At 45.8% G+C, this 18,872-nt stretch carries 19 protein-coding genes and 1 riboswitch; of the genes, 8 read left to right on the forward strand and 11 right to left on the reverse strand.

Annotated elements, in window-relative coordinates:
• Nucleotides 1–1,290 (forward strand): histidinol dehydrogenase, encoded by a 1,290-nt coding sequence (gene hisD, locus ACQP6D_RS06900; protein ID WP_427857773.1) that lies wholly within the window; start codon nt 1–3, stop codon nt 1,288–1,290.
• A 341-nt stretch (nt 1,291–1,631) separates the two neighbouring features.
• The gene (locus ACQP6D_RS06905; protein WP_267391000.1) at nt 1,632–2,021 is read left to right on the forward strand and encodes a VOC family protein; all 390 of its coding nucleotides are present in this window, start codon (nt 1,632–1,634) and stop codon (nt 2,019–2,021) included.
• Between the two features lie 147 nt (nt 2,022–2,168).
• On the opposite strand, the gene purB is transcribed toward ACQP6D_RS06905, so the two are convergent.
• The 5 genes from purB to queF form a co-directional block, all read right to left on the reverse strand.
• Entirely contained in the window at nt 2,169–3,539 is a 1,371-nt protein-coding gene (gene purB / locus ACQP6D_RS06910) for an adenylosuccinate lyase (protein ID WP_427857774.1), read from the reverse strand.
• Nucleotides 3,540–3,608: 69 nt separating this feature from the next.
• Nucleotides 3,609–4,421 (reverse strand): glycosyltransferase family 2 protein, encoded by an 813-nt coding sequence (locus ACQP6D_RS06915; protein WP_367490149.1) that lies wholly within the window; start codon nt 4,419–4,421, stop codon nt 3,609–3,611.
• Between the two features lie 61 nt (nt 4,422–4,482).
• Nucleotides 4,483–5,587, reverse strand: a protein-coding gene (gene prfB, locus ACQP6D_RS06920) for a peptide chain release factor 2 (protein WP_267390995.1) whose coding sequence is annotated in 2 segments (ribosomal slippage) — nt 4,483–5,505 and nt 5,507–5,587 — 1,104 coding nt in all. Because the reading frame shifts where the segments join, the coding sequence is not laid out codon by codon here.
• A gap of 129 nt (nt 5,588–5,716) precedes the next feature.
• Nucleotides 5,717–6,376 (reverse strand): 7-cyano-7-deazaguanine/7-aminomethyl-7-deazaguanine transporter, encoded by a 660-nt coding sequence (locus ACQP6D_RS06925; protein WP_370388738.1) that lies wholly within the window; start codon nt 6,374–6,376, stop codon nt 5,717–5,719.
• Between the two features lie 93 nt (nt 6,377–6,469).
• A complete protein-coding gene (queF, locus tag ACQP6D_RS06930; RefSeq protein ID WP_267390993.1) occupies nt 6,470–6,940 on the reverse strand; it encodes a preQ(1) synthase in 471 nt (156 codons plus the stop codon).
• A 6-nt stretch (nt 6,941–6,946) separates the two neighbouring features.
• Nucleotides 6,947–6,991: riboswitch (PreQ1 riboswitch) on the reverse strand.
• Between the two features lie 269 nt (nt 6,992–7,260).
• On the opposite strand from queF, the gene aroG reads away from it, so the two are divergent.
• Nucleotides 7,261–8,316 carry a 3-deoxy-7-phosphoheptulonate synthase AroG gene (gene aroG / locus ACQP6D_RS06935; RefSeq protein ID WP_267408696.1) on the forward strand — a complete coding sequence of 352 codons (1,056 nt, stop codon included), beginning with the start codon at nt 7,261–7,263 and terminating at the stop codon, nt 8,314–8,316.
• A gap of 333 nt (nt 8,317–8,649) precedes the next feature.
• On the opposite strand, the gene ftsX is transcribed toward aroG, so the two are convergent.
• Complete coding sequence (ftsX, locus tag ACQP6D_RS06940; protein ID WP_427857889.1) at nt 8,650–9,567, reverse strand: permease-like cell division protein FtsX; 918 nt, start codon at nt 9,565–9,567, stop codon at nt 8,650–8,652.
• Nucleotides 9,558–10,211: a cell division ATP-binding protein FtsE gene (gene ftsE / locus ACQP6D_RS06945; RefSeq protein WP_100141019.1), complete on the reverse strand. Its 654-nt coding sequence runs from the start codon at nt 10,209–10,211 to the stop codon at nt 9,558–9,560. The genes ftsX and ftsE overlap by 10 nt, the downstream gene beginning before the upstream one ends.
• 144 nt (nt 10,212–10,355) lie before the next feature.
• On the opposite strand from ftsE, the gene grxC reads away from it, so the two are divergent.
• Both grxC and secB read left to right on the forward strand, forming a co-directional pair.
• Complete coding sequence (gene grxC / locus ACQP6D_RS06950) at nt 10,356–10,613, forward strand: glutaredoxin 3 (protein ID WP_100141223.1); 258 nt, start codon at nt 10,356–10,358, stop codon at nt 10,611–10,613.
• Nucleotides 10,614–10,698: 85 nt separating this feature from the next.
• The gene (secB, locus tag ACQP6D_RS06955) at nt 10,699–11,163 is read left to right on the forward strand and encodes a protein-export chaperone SecB (RefSeq protein ID WP_267390990.1); all 465 of its coding nucleotides are present in this window, start codon (nt 10,699–10,701) and stop codon (nt 11,161–11,163) included.
• Between the two features lie 90 nt (nt 11,164–11,253).
• Here the strand turns inward: secB and ACQP6D_RS06960 are convergent, their stop codons facing one another.
• Nucleotides 11,254–12,549, reverse strand: coding sequence for an MFS transporter (locus tag ACQP6D_RS06960; RefSeq protein ID WP_267390989.1), 1,296 nt, complete (start codon nt 12,547–12,549; stop codon nt 11,254–11,256).
• Nucleotides 12,550–12,751: 202 nt separating this feature from the next.
• Here ACQP6D_RS06960 and ACQP6D_RS06965 point away from each other — a divergent pair, with 202 nt between their 5' ends.
• Nucleotides 12,752–13,771 carry a sulfate ABC transporter substrate-binding protein gene (locus ACQP6D_RS06965; RefSeq protein WP_370388460.1) on the forward strand — a complete coding sequence of 340 codons (1,020 nt, stop codon included), beginning with the start codon at nt 12,752–12,754 and terminating at the stop codon, nt 13,769–13,771.
• Nucleotides 13,772–13,871: 100 nt separating this feature from the next.
• Here the strand turns inward: ACQP6D_RS06965 and cysI are convergent, their stop codons facing one another.
• Nucleotides 13,872–15,641 (reverse strand): assimilatory sulfite reductase (NADPH) hemoprotein subunit, encoded by a 1,770-nt coding sequence (gene cysI / locus ACQP6D_RS06970; RefSeq protein WP_427857775.1) that lies wholly within the window; start codon nt 15,639–15,641, stop codon nt 13,872–13,874.
• 132 nt (nt 15,642–15,773) lie between these two features.
• On the opposite strand from cysI, the gene ACQP6D_RS06975 reads away from it, so the two are divergent.
• Complete coding sequence (locus tag ACQP6D_RS06975; RefSeq protein ID WP_267390984.1) at nt 15,774–15,983, forward strand: DUF1653 domain-containing protein; 210 nt, start codon at nt 15,774–15,776, stop codon at nt 15,981–15,983.
• Between the two features lie 72 nt (nt 15,984–16,055).
• Here the strand turns inward: ACQP6D_RS06975 and mnmE are convergent, their stop codons facing one another.
• Together mnmE and ACQP6D_RS06985 are read right to left on the reverse strand one after the other, a co-directional pair.
• Nucleotides 16,056–17,429, reverse strand: a complete 1,374-nt coding sequence (gene mnmE / locus ACQP6D_RS06980; protein ID WP_370388458.1) for a tRNA uridine-5-carboxymethylaminomethyl(34) synthesis GTPase MnmE — start codon at nt 17,427–17,429, stop codon at nt 16,056–16,058.
• A gap of 78 nt (nt 17,430–17,507) precedes the next feature.
• A complete protein-coding gene (locus ACQP6D_RS06985; protein ID WP_427857776.1) occupies nt 17,508–17,834 on the reverse strand; it encodes an FKBP-type peptidyl-prolyl cis-trans isomerase in 327 nt (108 codons plus the stop codon).
• A gap of 100 nt (nt 17,835–17,934) precedes the next feature.
• On the opposite strand from ACQP6D_RS06985, the gene ACQP6D_RS06990 reads away from it, so the two are divergent.
• On the forward strand, nt 17,935–18,867 hold the full coding sequence (locus ACQP6D_RS06990; protein WP_427857777.1) for a D-2-hydroxyacid dehydrogenase: 933 nt from the start codon (nt 17,935–17,937) through the stop codon (nt 18,865–18,867).
• Nucleotides 18,868–18,872: the final 5 nt, after the last annotated feature.

Below are 18,872 nucleotides of genomic sequence, written 5' to 3' on the forward strand. Positions count from 1 at the left end.
ATGAAATATATTTCTTCGCAGGATACTGACTTTAAGGCTCAGTTAACTGCCCTTCAGGCATTTGAAACCGCACAGGATCCTCAAGTGGATGCTGCAGTGGCTGCTATCTGTACAGATGTACAGCAACGTGGTGATGCAGCAGTAGTCGAATATACCAACCGCTTTGACCACACACAGGCACAATCCATGGCTGAACTGACTTTAAGTCAGGCCGATTTGGCTGAGGCATTTGCACGGCTGCCTGCAGATGTTCAGTCTGCTTTGCAAACGGCAGCAAAACGGATTGAGAGCTATCACCAGCACCAGAAACTACAATCGTGGCAATATGAAGATGAAAACGGTACTTTACTGGGACAGCAGATTAGTGCGCTGGATCGAGTGGGTATTTATGTTCCTGGCGGCAAGGCAGCTTATCCAAGCTCGGTGATAATGAATGCGATGCCGGCACATGTGGCAGGAGTAAAAGAAATCATTATGGTCGTGCCCATGCCAAACGGGGAACGCAATGATATTGTACTGGGTGCTGCTTATGTAGCCGGAGTCACACAAGTTTTTACCATCGGCGGGGCACAAGCTGTGGCAGCGCTGGCATATGGTACGGAAAGTATTGTGCAAGTCGATAAAATTACCGGCCCAGGCAATGCTTATGTGGCTGCTGCCAAACGGCGGGTGTTTGGTGTGGTGGGTATCGATATGGTTGCAGGCCCGAGCGAGATTTTGGTTATTGCCGATGGCACCACGCCGGCTAAATGGGTGGCGATGGATTTGTTTAGTCAATCAGAACATGATGAAATCGCTCAGGCAATTCTGATTACTACGGATGCAAACTATGCATCTGAAGTAGAAGCACAAATGCAGACGCTCATGAAAGAGATGCCACGTAAAGCCATTATTGAAGCATCGCTGGCTAATCGCGGAGCCATTATTCAAGTGCAGAATCTGGAAGAAGCCTGTGAAATTGCCAATTATTTGGCTCCGGAACATCTGGAGCTTTCAGTAGCCAATCCACAGGAATGGGCACCGAAAATACGCCATGCCGGTGCTATATTTATGGGTCAGTATACCAGTGAAAGTCTTGGCGATTATTGTGCTGGGCCCAATCATGTTTTACCGACCAGCCGTACTGCTCGTTTTGCATCTCCTCTGGGTGTCTACGATTTTCAGAAACGTAGCAGCCTAATTCAGGTATCTGCGCAGGGAGCGAAGCAATTGGGACAGATTGCCAGTATTCTAGCGCATGGTGAGGGACTGACAGCTCATGCTCGTGCAGCAGAATTACGTATGGAATAAAACACCTGACTTATTTAAGCCAATGCTACAAATGGCATTGGCTTTTTTATTAATTTCTGGCAAATCATTTATTCTTTAAGCATAAAAATATTATTGTTTGTTTTTTTGTTTCTGGATAAAGTCATTTGAATTTTTTAATGCTTGCAGCACTGCCAATAATCATTAAAAAAATAGCATTCTAATTGATAAAAATATTTGCTTACAAATAAGGTATTTTAACCTTATACAATAATTTTTGCTTTATCTGCTGTTTGAGAAAATTTTATTTTTTATAATATAATCAATAGTTAAAAGTTATTTTTCGGCAGAAATTCTGTGGAATGCTATTTAAGGAGCCGGTAATGCAGATTAAAACGCTGGATCATCTGGTTTTGACAGTTAAAGATATTCAGGCTTCAACTGCTTTTTATACAAAGATACTGGGCATGCGCGAAAGTAGGTTTGCCGACAATCGTACTGCTCTGCATTTTGGCGAAATGAAAATTAATTTACACCAGCAAGGACATGAGTTTAATCCGAAAGCACTTTATCCTACGCCAGGCTCAGCAGATTTGTGTTTTATCGTGGAACAATCGCTGGATGAAGTGATAGCTATTTTGCAGGAGCATCACATCCCGCTGGAGAAGCAACCCAGTAGCCGACATGGTGCCTGTGGAAAAATGACTTCAATTTATATTCGTGATCCGGATAATAATTTGATTGAACTGGCTAATTATCCACAAAATTCTTAATTCTGAGCTAGTTTTTAATTCATCCACAATAAGCTGAACAACCGTTGAGCTATGAGATTTGAGCGGAAAGGGTATAGCTGTGGATAAAAATATTTTCCGGCCATAAATAAAAAAGGCGGGCTATGCCCACCTTCTACTTGTATTGTTTTAAATGCGCTCTGCCAGTTCTTGCGCTTTACCAACATATAATGACGGAGTCAGCGCCAGCAATTGTGCTTTGGCGTTGTCCGGAATAGCAAGCTGGCTGATAAATGCCTGTAAACTCTGTGGAGTGATGCCGTGTTTGCCACGGGTAAGCTCTTTGAGCTGCTCGTAGGGATTGGCTACGCCATAGCGACGCATAACCGTCTGAATTGGTTCAGCCAGTAATTCCCATGTTGCCTCTAAATCAGCAGCAAATGCAGCTTCATTGATTTCCAGTTTATGCAATCCACGTAAATGCGAGATTAACCCGAGAATGGTGTAGCCGAAACCAACGCCCATATTTCTCAATACAGTACTGTCGGTTAGATCACGCTGCCAGCGCGATACTGGAAGCTTTTCGGCCAGGAAACCCAGTATGGCATTAGCCATACCCAGATTACCTTCTGAATTTTCAAAATCAATCGGATTGACTTTATGTGGCATGGTAGAGGAACCAACTTCTCCGGCTTTCACTTTCTGCTTAAAGTAGCCAATCGAGATATAACCCCAAATATCGCGGTTAAAATCAATCAGAATGGTATTGATACGACTAATGTTCTGGAAAAATTCGGCCATATAATCATGCGGTTCTATTTGGATGGTATATGGATTAAATGTCAGTCCCAGATTATATTCAACAAAACGGCGGCAATGGCCTTCCCAATTTATATCTGGATAAGCGATCAGATGCGCATTGTAATTACCGACCGCTCCATTAATTTTGCCCAGAAACTGTTGTTGCTGAACAGATTGAATCTGGCGCTGAAGACGCGCCACCACATTGGCAATTTCTTTACCTAGCGTACTAGGTGTAGCAGGCTGCCCATGTGTTCGGCACATCATCGGTAAGGCAGCATGAGTATGTGCCAGCTGACGCAATTCCTCAATCAGCTCGCAAAGTTTCGGCAGCAATACTTCGTCACGAGCCTGTTTCAGCATTAGTGCATGCGATAAATTATTGATGTCTTCACTGGTACAGGAAAAATGAATGAATTCACTCACGGCCAGCACTTCGGGGACATTAGCAAAACGCTGTTTCAGCCAGTATTCGATGGCTTTTACATCATGGTTGGTTGTAGCCTCGATAGCTTTGACTGCCTGCGCATCTTCAACTGAAAAATCCGCAATTACGCCGTCGATTTCAGCAACAGTAGCGGCAGTAAAGGGTGGAACTTCACTAATTGCGGCTTCGGCAGCCAGTGCTTTGAGCCATTCCAGCTCAACTTTTATGCGAGCATGTATCAGACCGTATTCAGAAAAAATTGGCCGTAATTCAGAGACAGCCGAGGCATATCGCCCATCCAGCGGTGACAAGGCAGTTAATGGATTGATCATGTTTCTTCTACTTCCAGAGTAATGATAAGACTAAATTCAGTTAATGCACTGGCATTTTGAGTGCCATGCTTAATCGGTAAACAATTTCAGGGGTTGTTTACCAGGGTGTGGGTAAGCAAGTATCTCATGCAAATCGTGTAACCGCTGCACAATACTTTGTGTTACCGCATCGGCCTGTTGCATCGCTGTATCATCGCATTCCTCCCGCTTTTGCCCATAAAGCATAGCATCAAGCAGTTTGCGTACATACATCCCATCGTGGCCATAAAAATCGACACCGATATCAGGCATTCCAGCTTCATCAAACAGTGTGGCCACCATGCAGCTTTCTATTGTGGCCAGCCCCAGCGCCCCATCTTCGCCACCAAGGTGCCGAAACAGAGCATCAACTGGGAAACCGCCACAGGCGAGGAAATAGGCACGGTTGAAAACTGTATTGGTGGCAGTAATCATTTCAAACGTACGCCATGCCACAGCAAATTTTTCATGCTCTCGGTATCGTTCAGGGATATTATGTCCCTTGACCGGTAAACGCAATAAACCGGTTTGCGGCCGGAAACTGAACACGGCGCTGGCTGCCTGTAGTGCATGCGGCTGGTAGGCATCATCTGCATCCAGAAATGCTATGTGGTTACGACTAGACATTAAGGCGGCCCAGTTACGCGCCACAGCCGGACCACGGTTTGTGGGCAGAAACTCACTTCGTATAAGTTGTGGATGGCGCTGCTGCCACTGCCGAATCAAACTGGCTGTTCCATCTGCAGACGCATCATCCACCAGCCACAGACAGCCCAGTTCCGGCTGTACCAATACACTGTCTATTGCTCGTGCCAATGTATTTTCGGCGTTATAGCAGGGAATAATGACATCAATAGATTTCATACAGGCTACCTTAACAATTAAGGCCGCCTAACTGATAGCTGGCAGCCTTATGACATATTTTTTATACACCTTGTTTCAAGCTGGCTTCGATAAAGCCATCAAGGTCGCCATCCATTACGGCCTTGATATTGCCTACTTCATAACCAGTGCGTAAATCCTTGATACGCGATGAATCGAATACATAGGAACGAATCTGATGTCCCCAGCCTACATCATCCTTGCTGGCTTCAAGATTCTGTTTTTCCTCATTGCGGCGACGCATTTCCAGCTCAAACAACTTGGCTTTGAGCATATTCATCGCCTCTTCGCGATTACGGTGCTGGGAACGGTCGTTCTGACACTGTACGACAATACCAGTTGGTTCATGCGTGATGCGAACAGCCGAATCGGTTTTGTTGATGTGTTGGCCGCCGGCACCGGAAGCGCGATAGGTATCGACACGCAAATCTGCGGGATTAATTTCAATTTCAAAGCTGTCATCCACTTCCGGATAAACGAATACGGAAGCAAACGATGTATGTCTTTTGTTATTAGAATCAAACGGTGAGTAACGCACCAGTCGGTGAATACCGGTTTCGGTACGCAGCAATCCGTAGGCGTATTCACCATCTAGCTTGATGGTAGCGCGGTTAACCCCTGCAATTTCGCCCTCGTCTTCTTCAAGGATTTCTACTTTGAAACCTTTGCGTTCGCCATAGCGTACGTACATGCGCAATAACATACCGGCCCAATCTTCGGCCTCGGTGCCACCTGCGCCAGCCACGATATCTATGAAGCAATTATTCACATCGGCTGGCTGATTGAACATGCGCTTAAATTCTAGCTGCGCCAGCTCTTCTTGCAATGCGGTGATATCAGCCTGCACTGCTGCGAAACCGTCGCTGTCGTTTTCCTCAACAGCCATTTGCAACAGTATGCGGTTGTCTTCAATCCCGCTGTGCAGATGATCCAGCGTCAGCACAATGCCTTCCAGTACTTTACGCTCTTTGCCAACTTCTTGTGCTTTTTTCGGGTCATTCCAGAGTTCAGGGTCTTCCGACAGACCGATTACTTCTTCCAGACGATCTTTTTTGCCAGCGTAGTCAAAGATACCTCCGTAAATCGTGACTACGGGATGCCATATCATCCAGAATATTGTTTAACTGATTAATCTGCTCCGCTTCCATGATGTTCTCTCAGCCAGGTATTTGAAAATAGGCGCGTATTATAACAGATGCCTTCACGGCAATCAGGCCACTTATCAAGCGGCCTGTTGAAGGTAAGATATTACGCTGTAGCAACGTTTTTGATGCGTTTTAACCGTTTACGGCACGCGGTGCTAAGGCGGTCAGCCGATAGAGTAAATAACGCAGTATCACGCCGTACGTGGGCAGGAAAAACAGTGCGGCCACAGTGATTTTAAATGCATAATCTGTAAAGGATATCTGTAACCAGTTGGCCGCCATAAAGGCATCTGGTGAATGATAGAATGCTACTGCGAAAAACAGTAATGTATCGACGGCACTACCCAGCACAGCGGAGGCACTTGGAGCCGGCCACCAGCGCTTGCATTGGCGTAGCCGGTTAAACACCAGAATATCCATCAGCTGTCCGACTACGTAAGCGGTAAAACTAGCAAGAGCAATACGCGCTACAAATAAATCAAAATGGCTTAATGCCACCCAGCCCATCCAGTGTCCGTTTTGAAACAAGACGGAGATGGCATAGGAAAACAACAATGAAGGCAACATCACCCAGAAAATAATTTTTCGCGCCAGACCTGAGCCGAATATGCGTACGGTTAAGTCAGTAGTTAGAAAAATAAACGGAAAAGTAAATGCGCCCCAAGTATTGTGTAGCCCCCACAGAGTAAAGGGAAACTGCACCAGATAATTACTGGCCACGATAACCAGCATGTGCCAGAAAGTCAGCCAGCGCAACGCCTTAAAACGCTGCGCATCGGAAAATTCATACATAGGTAATCCTGTTTATTTATGCGGCTGCGCAACAGGTAATCATCAGAAAACCCGAGCTAGCCATACAGAAAGTATCTTGCAGCAGTGACAGGTTTATTTCACTTGAAACTGCAGCAGACGCTGAGCGGCCATGTCACTGTAGCGTGTATTGGGTTCGCCGTAATTGGCATACGGATGGATGGCAATGCCGCCCCGCGGCGTAAATTCTCCATATACTTCTATATATTTAGGCTGCATTAATGCAATCAAATCTTTCATGATGATGTTGACACAATCTTCATGAAAATCACCATGATTGCGAAAACTGAAGAGATACAGTTTCAATGATTTACTTTCTACCATGCGCAAGCGGGGTAGGTAATTGATGTAAATGGTGGCAAAGTCTGGCTGACCGGTTTTCGGGCACAGACTGGTGAATTCAGGACAGATGAATTTAACGAAATAATCGTTATCGGGATGTTGATTATCAAAGGCTTCCAGTAGCTCCGGTGCGTAATCGCTGCAATACTGCGTGTGCTGATTACCCAGCAGACTAACTGTGCCCAGATTATTTTGTGCACGCATATAGTTGATTTCCTAGTTTTTTAATGTGGGAGGTTTACGAACCACAGGGGAGGCGATTGTACCCGAAACCCATACGTGCTTAAAACAGCACTTGCAAATTTTTAATCAAGGTGCCAGAACAATATAATGGTTTTTATTAAAATATTCTGCCAATAACCGATATATATTAGATTTGAAATATAATTATATGCTAGATAATTTGATATTTAAGCAATATTGTAGCGATACAAAAGTTTGAATCTTGCTTTTTAAACTTATTCATTATAGCCTGATAGGTAAATCATTAAAATTTAAAATAATAGCATTCGACAGGAAAAATTATGAATCAGGCAGTAACCAGACCAATAGATGATGTCCGGATTAAAGAAATTAAAGAATTGTTGCCACCGATTGCCCATTTATATGAATTGCCGATTACCGATAAAGCTGCTGAAGTAGTCCACGATACTCGTGAGGAAATTGCTGCATTGGTGCATGGACATGATAAACGTTTACTGGTCATTATCGGCCCCTGCTCCATCCATGATCCAGTCGCTGCACTGGAATATGGCCGGCGGCTGAATGTATTACGCGAAAAATATGCAAATCAATTGCTGATTGTGATGCGTGTATACTTTGAAAAACCACGTACCACTGTAGGCTGGAAAGGCTTGATTAACGACCCGCGAATAGATGGTTCCTACGATATTAACTATGGTCTACGTCTGGCTCGCAAACTGCTTTTAGAATTAAACAATATGGGTATGCCTGCTGCAACTGAATTTCTGGACATGATTACTCCACAATATTTTGCCGATCTAATTTCATGGGGTGCCATCGGTGCCCGTACGACGGAAAGTCAGGTACACCGCGAGCTGGCTTCTGGTTTAAGCTGTCCGGTAGGTTTTAAAAACGGCACCGACGGCAATTTGAAAATTGCCATTGATGCCATTGGCGCATCTAGCCATCCACATCATTTCCTTTCGGTAACCAAAGCCGGCCATTCGGCTATTGTGCGTACTAGCGGTAATCCAGATTGCCACATTATTCTGCGCGGTGGTAAAGAACCTAATTACAGCCATGAGCATGTTGAGGCCGCAGTAGATGAGCTAAACAAACATCAGGTTACACCATATTTGATGATTGATTGCAGTCATGCTAACAGCCGCAAAGATTATCGTCGGCAGATGGAAGTGGCTCAGGATATCGCCGCACAGATTCAGGCCGGTGAGCAGCATATAATGGGCGTTATGGTGGAAAGCAATCTGATGGCAGGCAGGCAGGATAATCCAGAAAATTATGGTCAGAGTATTACAGACGCCTGCATTGGCTGGGAAGAAACCGAAACGATGCTCCAACTACTGGCACAGGCAGCTCAGGCTCGTCAGAATCAATAGCCTTTACCACATTGAAAATATACATGAGCGGTTGCTGAATCACTTTAAGGGTGAATCAGTGCCGCTTTTTTATGCCTGTTGATCCGCAATGTCTGAGTATATTAAAAAAATCTGTTTCGTTAGATACCGGACAACAAATTTATGAATAAACGAATGGTAGCACTTATTGCTGAATATTCAGTAATGGTTAGTATTGTAAGTGCAAGCGCATGATTAGATTTGGCAAAACATTATGCAGGCTTTTTATGATAGAAATTGTAGAAAACTTTCTTGAAAATAATCCTCAGTAAAAGCAAGTTTACTGAGGATTTCTGTTACTGATAGACAAAATATTTAGCGTACGGATTTAAAGCTAAGCAGATGCTGACGCGTAGCCAGCCATGCACCCACAACACCCAGTCCGCAAACCAGCAATAAAATTACCACTATTTCACAGGGGTTGAAAAACCGCCAGGCAATATGCACGCCGTAAGGTTGGAGAATGGCACTGACTATAGGCTGAGTCATATAGCAAAGCCAGTAACACAAACCGATACTAATGGCGGCAGCCAGTAGGCTTTGCCAGATGGCCAGATACAGAAAAGGCCTGCGAATAAAAGAAGCTGGTGCACCGAGCAGCTTCGTAATTTCTATTTCTTCACGGTGGCTAAGAATCTGTAAGCGAATGGTGTTATACGCCACCAGCGCAAACGCCAGTCCCAGTGTTATAGCAAGAAACCACAACAATTGATGCACAAAGTGATTAATCTGATACAGGGTTTGCATCCATTCGGCATCCATTTTCACACTTTCCACCATCGGCAGCTGCGCCAGCTGCGTGTGTAATGCCGCCAATTCTTCTGGAGTGTCCACTTGAGGCGTGACGGTAAACGCATCCGGCAGCGGGTTACTATCAAGCATAGAAACCAGATCCTGACTCCCCATACTCTGCTGCAATTCTTCCAGTCCCTGCTGCTTACTCACAAACACTACTTTTTCAAGCTGTTTATTCGCCTGCAAGGCTTTTTCTACAGCCTGATTATCACTGGCTTTCGCTTCCATCTGCATATACAGGGTCATGGTGGGTGCATTGTTAATCTGTCCCAGCACCTGCTGTCCGCTTTGTACACCGAGATACAATGCCAGTGGTAACGTCATGGCGATTGCAAGCATAACAAGAATCAACAGCGTGGCCACCGGCTGGCGCAGTAACTGCCGTAATGCTTTACACGCCGCTTCTGTATGCAGGGAAACAAACTGAATCATGCGTATAACCTGCCTTCCTGCAATCGAATAATGCGATGGCCGTAATCAGCCATCAGAGTTTCATCGTGAGCGGCTACCATTACTGTGGTACCAGCCTCATGAAAGGTTTTGAACAATTCCATAATATCCAGTGCGTACGCCCGATCCAGATTGGCTGAGGGCTCATCAGCTATCAGCAAACCAGGCTGATGCACCACTGCACGAGCAATACACAGGCGCTGCTGCTCTCCGCCAGATAAGGTCACCGGGTCGGCCATTTCTCGCCCCTTCAGGCCAACTTTTTCAATTGCTATACGGGCACGGTGCTCTGCCTGCTTACGTTCATAACCGGTAATTCGCAAAGGTAACATCACATTTTGCAACACATTGCGGTCAAACAGCAGTTTATGGTCCTGAAATACAATACCGATATGCTGACGCAGATAACCAAGTTGATTGTCGTTCAGACGTCCCAAATCCTGATTGTTTAGCCACACTTTTCCCTTGGTAGGCTTCACAATGCCGCTTATCAGTTTCAGAATGGTTGATTTACCTGCTCCGGAATGGCCGGCAATAAAAATCATCTCCCCTTTACTGATAGAAAAGCTAAGGTTTTTCACTGCGGTGAAACCGCCCGGATACGTTTTCGATACCTGCTCAAAACGAATCATCTGTAGGTGTCCGTTTGTGATATAAATATTCACTAATTATACCGCAGCATACTCGCAAAGAAAGCCTGCACCTGTTCAGTAGCTTCAGTTCGCGGTATGCTAGGCTATTCTAATCAGTATCTGTACGCAGACGAGGAAAATACGATGCAAGCGATTACCATGTATACCACGGGTGTATGCCCGTATTGCCAGATGGCAAAAGCCTTACTGAAACAGAAAGGCGTCACAGCCATCAATGAAATCCGCATTGATACCGATCCGCAAGCGCGCGAGCAGATGATGCAGCGTACCGGTCGCCGTACCGTACCACAGATCTATATCGGAGAAGTACACGTTGGCGGCTTTGATGATTTGAATGCTTTGAACCAAGCAGGTAAACTAGATCCTTTACTGGCAGGCTAAGCGCAGACTATTTCTCTTCTCCGTTATCCGGTTGTGCCGGATAGTTCTGCCACCCTAACCCTTATCCCTTTGTTGAAAGAAAAGCATGAGCAAAAAAGAACAAGCACCAGAAAAAAACGAACAACAGCCGGTATTCAGCATTGAAAAAATCTACCTGAAAGATTTGTCACTGGAAGTGCCCCATGCACCACAAATTTTTCTTGAAGGCGGAGAACCTCAAATCGAAATGCGCGTGACTTCTGCTGCTGAGAAACTAGAGGATGAATTCTATAATGTTACCGTAACAGTGACAGTTACTGCCAAGATGACCGAAGAAAAAGTACTATTTCTGAACGAAGTGGCTCAAAGCGGTATTTTCCGCATTGCCAATATTCCAGAAGATGATGTGGAATTACTGCTGGCGGTAGCAGCACCGAATATTTTGTTCCCGTATGCCCGTGAAACCGTATCCAATACCATCACCCGTTCAGGCTTCCCGCCAGTGATGCTGGCTCCGATTAACTTCGAAGCCATGTATCAGGCCGAACAAGCTAATGCCGGTAACGCCTGATTGTTAATAAAAAAGCTGCTTTATCCTGACATGATGAACACTTATGGATAAAGCAGTTTTTTTGTGTCTAACATTTTTGGCGCGATAGTTTTAGCGCTGATAACGAAATTGGAATGCAAAAGCCGCCAGCAAACCCACCACACACAATGGCAGAATGTAATACATGGCACCAATAGGGCTATAGCTGCTTAACCACTGCACGACAGGCAGAGTCAGGCCACCGACAATCGCATAAGCCACATTGTAGGAAAAAGAAATACCAGTAAAGCGAATAGCGGGTGGAAACATTTTAATCATCGCAGCAGATACAATACCGGCTACCCCGGCAGCCAGTCCCAACAGCATATAGAGAGCAAAAACCATACCTTCACTGCTATTTCCCAGTGCCGGATAGAATAACACTGCCATCACACCAGTCAATACAATCCCACAAATCAGCATGCGTCCACTGCCTACACGGTCGGCTAAAACACCATACAGCACACAGCCGATCATCTGCATCACTATCGCCATACTCTGCATTTCAAAAGCAAGCGCACTGGAAAAACCAAAGCCCGCAGTCAGCAATTGTGGCATGGCCAGCAAAATCACAACGATACATCCGGTCAAAAACCAAGTAAGCAGCATACCAATAATCACGGCAGTCTTATGCTGAGTCACCAGTAATTTTAATGGCATATCCGTAGCCAGCTCCTTACGCTGCTGCATCGCCTTGAAGACCGGTGTTTCTCGCAGATAACTACGCAGATACAAGGTCAGTAGACCAAATAAACCTCCCAGAATAAAAGGAATACGCCATGCACCATCCAGAATAGCTGCGCTGGTAAACTGTCTGGACATCATCAGTGCAATCAACGAGCCCAATAAAATACCCAGCGACAGCCCGCCGGTAAGAAAACCATTGGCCATACCCACATGTTTTTCAGGCACATGCTCAGATACAAACGTCCAAGCCGCCGGAATTTCACCGCCAATGGCCACACCCTGTATCATGCGTAATACCAGCAGCAACACAGGCGCAACATAGCCAATTGTGTCAAATGTAGGCATCAATCCCAGCAGCAGCGTTGGCAAAGCCATCATCATGATAGACAGGGCAAACAAACGTTTACGCCCAAACAAATCGCCAAAATGCGCCATTACAATACCACCCAGCGGTCGGAACAAATAGCCGGCAGCAAAGATACCGTAAGTATTAAGCATCGCCCAAAACGGATTCATACCAGCTGGAAAAAACAGCTCAGACAACACCTTGGCATAAAATACGTAAATTACAAAATCATAAAACTCCAGCGCGCCACCAAAGGATGACAGCATCAACGTACGCACATCTTCCCGTGTCAGCAGCTTTCTGTGTGCTGCAACCTCTGTATTCCCGCTCTTCATCTAACTTTCTCAATCAAACAGATTAAAAATCAAATGCGGTTTATAACAGCCCCTGCCAACTTTTTCAAATTTAGGCCGATTACCGCAGCAACAAACCGTCCAATAACTTGCTTTTAGTTATAAACAAACAAAAAAACAGTATTTCCGTCCCCACAGTTGCATTGCTACATTAAAACTTTGACGGCACAATAAATTTTCAAGTATGAACACATTTTGGCGTTATGGTCTGCTAGCGGCAGTAGCAATGGGTCTGAACGCATGCAACAGCCAGAACAACAGCAACACTACTTTGCTCAATGCTTCATATGATGCCACGCGCGAACTGTATCAGCATTACAATACTGATTTTCAGCATTACTGGTACAGGCAAACTGGGCAAAAAATACATATTCGTCAGTCAAATGGTGGCTCCGGCAAACAGGCAATAGCTGTACAGAACGGCCTAAAAGCCGATGTCGTGACCTTAGCTCTGGCGGGCGACATCAACGCTATCAACCGTGGTAAAAAAACGTTACTGCCATCTGATTGGCAACAGCGCTTGCCCCACCACAGCACCCCTTATACTTCAACCATCGTATTTCTAGTACGCAAAGGCAACCCCAAACACATCCGCGATTGGGGTGACTTGATTCAAAACAATGTACAGATTATCACCCCTAATCCGAAAACCTCCGGTGGCGCACGCTGGAATATTCTAGCAGCTTGGGCATGGGCCAAACACCAGTCTGGTGGAAGCGATGCCAGCGCAGAGGCTTATTTACGTGCCCTGCTTCAGCATGTGCCGATGATGGACACCGGAGCCCGTGCCGCCACCATTACCTTTACCCATCGACAACTAGGAGACGTCTTGCTGGCATGGGAAAACGAAGCCCAACTCGCCATGAAACAGGCGCCGGATGAATTTGAAATCGTCACACCGTCACTATCTATTCTGTGCGAACCTCCCGTAGCCGTAGTTGACGGCAATATCACCAGTGCCGACAAGCGCAGATTGGCTACCGCCTATCTGCAACATCTGTACAGTGACAGCGCCCAGCGCCTAATAGCGCAAAGCTATTTCCGGCCGGTTAACCCGAAAATCATGGCCGAATATCGCCACCAGTTCCCCAACCTGCAACTGGTCAGTATTGATCAAGAATTTGGTGGCTGGCGTGCAGCACAAAAACGCTTTTTCAGTGACGGCGGCCTGTTTGACCAGCTCTATGTCAAACCAGAGCCCTAAACAAAAGCCCTAATACCTCTAACTAACAAAAATGGTCTGAATCCTTTAGTAGTTCAGACCATAATCAACAACACCACATTTTCCCTATCAGATAGAGTGACTATACCGCCACCTTATCTGGATCCCAAAAATCTACTGCCGCATCCACCACCGGTTTAACAATACCGGCACGAATTGCAAAATCACCAAAATCCTCAGCATCCAGTCGTTCTTGTGCCCAGCGTGCAATCCATTCTTGCAGAATCAGCATAATTTCGTCTACGTCGATATTCTCACGGAATAAACGCGGAATCCGTGTGCCAGCACGATTACCACCGACATACAGATTATAGCGGCCGATGGCCTTACCAATCAGCCCGATTTCAGCCAGCAATGCACGGCCACAATTATTTGGACAGCCAGTCACACGCAGAATAATATGCTCCTTAGCCAGTCCATTTTTTGCCATTAATTCATCAACCTGATCAATAAAGCCCGACAAAAAACGTTCCGACTCAGCCATGGCCAGCGGACAGGTCGGTAAAGCCACACAAGCCATACTATTCTTGCGCTGCTCTGTCACCTCATCATCAATCAAACGGTATTCACGTGCGATGTGCTCAATTTTTTCTTTATTCTCAGGCAACACACCGGCTACTATCAAATTCTGATTGGCAGTAAGGCGGAAATCACCCTGATGAATTCTGGCCAGCTCACGCATACCCGTTTTCAATGGCCGTCCCGGATAATCTAGCAAGCGGCCGTTCTCAATAAACAAAGTCAGATGCCAGCGCCCATCTTCCCCTTCTACCCAGCCAATCCTGTCTCCGCGCTCCGTGAGCGTATACGGGCGGCTTGGTGCAAAGGCAAACCCTTGCCGCCTTTCAACTTCTTGTTTAAACACATTCACACCCACCCGCTGCAAAGTATAACGAGTGCGCGCATTCTTGCGGTCGCTTCGATTACCCCAGTCTCGCTGTGTAGTCACCACCGCTTCTGCACAACACAATACCTGCTCTACCGGAATAAAACCGAAATCCTTAGCAGTATTTGGAAAAGTACGCTGATTACCATGATCAATAGACAAGCCACCGCCCACCAGCACATTAAATCCCACCAGATGACCATTTTCACCGATAGCAACAAAATTTAAATCATTGGCATGTAAATCCACATCATTCAATGGCGGAATCACCAGTGCAGTTTTGAATTTACGCGGCAGATAAGTCTTGCCATTAATCGGTTCTACCGCATCCCCGCTCACACCCGCAGACAGCGGCGCATCCAGTTCGCTGCTGAGTACCTTTTCTCCGTCAAGCCAAATATCAGCATACGCATGGGTGCGGGGCAATAAATGTTCAGAAATCCGGCACGCCCATTCATAAGCTTCACGATGCAAACTACTTTCAACCGGATTACTAGTACACAACACATTGCGGTTGATATCGCCGGCAGTTGCAATCGAATCCAGCCCCAGCTGATGCAGCCACTGATGCATCGGCTTGATATCCTGTTTTAACACCCCGTGAAACTGAAATGTTTGCCGTGTCGTCAGCCGGATACTGCCATACAAAGTATGCGCCGTAGCAAACTCATCAATACCTAGCCACTGTTGCGGCGTAATAATGCCACCAGGCAACCGGCAACGCATCATTACATTTTTCAATGGCTCCAGTTTAGCTGCCTGCCGCTGAGCACGCACATCACGGTCGTCCTGCTCATACATACCATGAAAACGAATCAACTGAAAATCATCACCATTAAATCCACCGGTAATACCATCATTCAAATCAGCGGCAATTTCACCATACAAATAATTACTTTCTCCTTTTAGACGCTCATTATCCGACAATGGTGCATCCGGTATTTGGGCACGCTGATCATTATTCATATTCTGTATTCCTTAATATGCATATTGTTATAATTCATTCAAAACATTGTATAATCAATCAGCAAACAGCCAAAAGAATACCGAGTTGTAATCAAAGAGATTTTAGTTATATCAACCATACAGGACACACACATGCAACGTGGCATCTACCAACATTACAAAGGCAACCTGTATCAGGTAACTGGCACCGCACGCCATAGTGAAACCGAAGAAGAATTGGTTATTTATCAGTGTCTATATGGTGATTATTCGTTCTGGGCACGTCCCAAAAGCATGTTCAACGAAATCATTACCCACAATGGCCAGACACAGCCTCGCTTTGCCCTGATCCGGCCACTGTAAAAGAAGCAGAAAAAAACACTGACTATTTACGAGCAATAATCAGTGCGATAAAAAACGGATTCAGTCAAATATTTATTTACCTATACAAAAGCGGCTAAAAATTACCCCTAGCAAATCATCAGCGCTGAATTCACCAGTAATTTCGTTTAAAGCGTTCTGTGCCAACCGCAAATGCTCCGCAAATAATTCAATCTGATTATTCTGACATAAACTTGCATTGGCAAGCTCTTTCCGAGCCGTCTCTAGTGCTTGAATATGACGAGTGCGTGCCAAAAACAGCCCTTCACTTTCACCCTGCCAACCAACCTGTTGCAACAGCGCTTGCCGCAACAAATCCAGACCAGTACCGGTTTTAGCAGACAAAGCAATTACCTGACTGGCGTCAGTAAAGGCAACTAAATCGCCAGTTTCACGTGAAACACTGGATGCAGCTTCACCAGTTAAATCAATCTTGTTATGTACTTCAATTTTGTGCAAACCGGCTGGCAACTGCGCCAGAATCGCCGCCGTAGTGGCATTAATCCCTTCGCGTTGGTCAACCAGCACCAGCGCCACATCTGCCTGCTGTACCGCCTGTTGGCTTCGTTCAATACCAATCCGTTCGACTACATCTTCGGTTTCACGCAATCCGGCCGTATCAATAATATGTACCGGCACCCCCTCAAGCGTAATCTGTTCTCTGACGGTATCGCGCGTGGTACCAGCAATATCAGTCACAATGGCCACCTCATCACCTGCCAGAGCGTTAAGTAAACTGGATTTACCCACATTAGGTGCTCCCACCAGCACCACATTCATACCTTCACGCAAAAGCGCACCCTGTTGCGCCTGCCGCAATACCTTATCCAACTGAATACACAAATGATCCAACTTACCACTAGCGTCCGCAGCCTGAAGAAAATCGATATCCTCTTCCGGAAAATCTAAAGTTGCTTCGACCAACATACGCAACGTAATCAGATCATCTACTAATCGGTGTATTTCCTGTGAAAATACACCCTTTAAGCTCCTTACCGCCATACGTGCTGCCGACTGACTAGAAGCATCAATCAAATCAGCCACACTTTCTGCCTGAGCCAAATCAAGTTTATTATTTAAAAATGCTCGTTTAGTAAATTCCCCCGGTTCGGCCAATCGGGCACCCAGTTGCAGGCAGCATTGCAATAACATCTGCAATACCACAGGGCCTCCATGGCCCTGTAGTTCAATCACATCTTCACCCGTAAAACTGGCCGGAGCTGCAAAATACAGCAGCAAACCATTATCAATAACCGTGCCTTCTACATCAACAAAATCGGTATATAACGCTTTACGTGGTTGCGGCGTTTTGCCTCTACTTAATTTTTGAGCCATAGGAAGCAGATTTTTGCCGGATAACCTCACCACCCCTACACCACCGCGTCCCGGTGCAGTTGCAATAGCAGCAATAGTCGGATTATTGTCCATTATCAAAACTCCAGCTAAATAAAACAGTTCAGGCAGCCGAAAAAAGCTGCCTGAACAAAACCTGCATATCACTGCAAATCAATCATCAACCTTTAACAATTCCACATCAAATATCAGTGTAGCATTAGGTGGAATCACCCCACCAGCTCCACGGCTGCCATACCCCATATGAGGAGGAATAGTCAATTTACGTTTGCCGCCTACTTTCATTCCATTAAAACCCTCATCCCAGCCAGCAATTACCATACCGGTACCCAACGTAAACGACAGCGGCTGTTGGCGGGTAATACTAGAATCAAAAACTGTGCCATCTTCTAACATGCCTGTGTAATGCACCGTAATTTCTTTACCCTTCACAGCCTCAGGGCCTGTTCCCTGCTCTAAATCTTCAATTACCAAATCCATACACATTTATCCTTACAAACAAATTAGCGTACACTGTAACACAGACATTAGACCCATGCATGTGATTGTATATAGCATTTTTCATATATTAGGAGACAACATGAGTACCAGCGAAATTGTTTTTCTTGACCGCGCCACCCTGCCAGACTTTCCATTCAAATTCGATTTTTCTCATCACATCACAACCTACAGCCACAGCAATCCAGATGAGGTAGCAGGCCGTATTGCTCAAGCGAATATTGTCATATCCAATAAAGTTCGTATAAATGCAGAAGCCATCAAAAATAGCCCCCAATTGAAATTGATTGCCGTACCCGCCACCGGACTGGACCACATTGATCAACAGGCTGCTCAACAGCATAACGTTGGTATCCGAAATGTGCGCGGCTACGGTAATGACACCGTAGCCGAACATGCAATGATGCTGATTCTGGCACTAATGCGCCAATTACCGGCTTATCAGCGAGATGTAGCCGCCGGCTTATGGCAAAGCAGTCCCTTTTTTTGCCATTTCGGCGCCCCAATCCGCGACCTGAATGGTAAAACACTGGGTATTTTCGGCAAAGGCGGTATCGGGCAGGCGCTGGCAGCACGAGCTCAAGCTTTCGGCATGCATGTGCTCTGGGGTGAACATAAAAATGCAAAAGATTGTCGTAATGGCTACACACCGTTTACTCAGCTGATACAGCAAGCAGATGTTATCTCTTTACATTGTCCGCTGAATGAGCAAACTCGCAACATGATAGATGAAACAGAATTGAAATCAATGAAACCACAGGCTGTACTGATTAATGTCGGGCGTGGTGGTCTAGTGGCAGAGCAGGCATTGGTAGCAGCGTTGAAATACGGGCAGTTGGGCGGAGCTGGCGTGGATGTACTAAGTGAAGAACCGCCGGTACATGGCAATCCCTTATTGAATGCCCGCCTGCCCAATCTGATTATTACTCCGCATATGGCATGGGGCAGTGAAGAAGCTATACAGCGTATCTGCACCATGCTTGAAAATAATATCAATACATTTATGCGTGAATAAAAACT

The organism is Snodgrassella sp. CS2 (assembly GCF_050310315.1).
Lineage (GTDB): Bacteria > Pseudomonadota > Gammaproteobacteria > Burkholderiales > Neisseriaceae > Snodgrassella > Snodgrassella alvi_E.

What these genes read in the sequence shown, in the direction of transcription:
- ACQP6D_RS06975 (WP_267390984.1), top strand. Translation starts at nt 15,774, where the DNA reads ATGCAACGTGGCATCTACCAACATTACAAAGGCAACCTGTATCAGGTA.
- cysI (WP_427857775.1), bottom strand. Translation starts at nt 15,641, where the DNA reads ATGAATAATGATCAGCGTGCCCAAATACCGGATGCACCATTGTCGGAT.
- purB (WP_427857774.1), bottom strand. Translation starts at nt 3,539, where the DNA reads ATGATCAATCCATTAACTGCCTTGTCACCGCTGGATGGGCGATATGCC.
- ACQP6D_RS06925 (WP_370388738.1), bottom strand. Translation starts at nt 6,376, where the DNA reads ATGTATGAATTTTCCGATGCGCAGCGTTTTAAGGCGTTGCGCTGGCTG.
- ACQP6D_RS06990 (WP_427857777.1), top strand. Translation starts at nt 17,935, where the DNA reads ATGAGTACCAGCGAAATTGTTTTTCTTGACCGCGCCACCCTGCCAGAC.
- hisD (WP_427857773.1), top strand. Translation starts at nt 1, where the DNA reads ATGAAATATATTTCTTCGCAGGATACTGACTTTAAGGCTCAGTTAACT.
- ACQP6D_RS06965 (WP_370388460.1), top strand. Translation starts at nt 12,752, where the DNA reads ATGAACACATTTTGGCGTTATGGTCTGCTAGCGGCAGTAGCAATGGGT.
- grxC (WP_100141223.1), top strand. Translation starts at nt 10,356, where the DNA reads ATGCAAGCGATTACCATGTATACCACGGGTGTATGCCCGTATTGCCAG.
- ACQP6D_RS06915 (WP_367490149.1), bottom strand. Translation starts at nt 4,421, where the DNA reads ATGAAATCTATTGATGTCATTATTCCCTGCTATAACGCCGAAAATACA.
- secB (WP_267390990.1), top strand. Translation starts at nt 10,699, where the DNA reads ATGAGCAAAAAAGAACAAGCACCAGAAAAAAACGAACAACAGCCGGTA.
- ACQP6D_RS06905 (WP_267391000.1), top strand. Translation starts at nt 1,632, where the DNA reads ATGCAGATTAAAACGCTGGATCATCTGGTTTTGACAGTTAAAGATATT.
- ftsE (WP_100141019.1), bottom strand. Translation starts at nt 10,211, where the DNA reads ATGATTCGTTTTGAGCAGGTATCGAAAACGTATCCGGGCGGTTTCACC.
- queF (WP_267390993.1), bottom strand. Translation starts at nt 6,940, where the DNA reads ATGCGTGCACAAAATAATCTGGGCACAGTTAGTCTGCTGGGTAATCAG.
- ACQP6D_RS06960 (WP_267390989.1), bottom strand. Translation starts at nt 12,549, where the DNA reads ATGAAGAGCGGGAATACAGAGGTTGCAGCACACAGAAAGCTGCTGACA.
- aroG (WP_267408696.1), top strand. Translation starts at nt 7,261, where the DNA reads ATGAATCAGGCAGTAACCAGACCAATAGATGATGTCCGGATTAAAGAA.
- ACQP6D_RS06985 (WP_427857776.1), bottom strand. Translation starts at nt 17,834, where the DNA reads ATGGATTTGGTAATTGAAGATTTAGAGCAGGGAACAGGCCCTGAGGCT.
- mnmE (WP_370388458.1), bottom strand. Translation starts at nt 17,429, where the DNA reads ATGGACAATAATCCGACTATTGCTGCTATTGCAACTGCACCGGGACGC.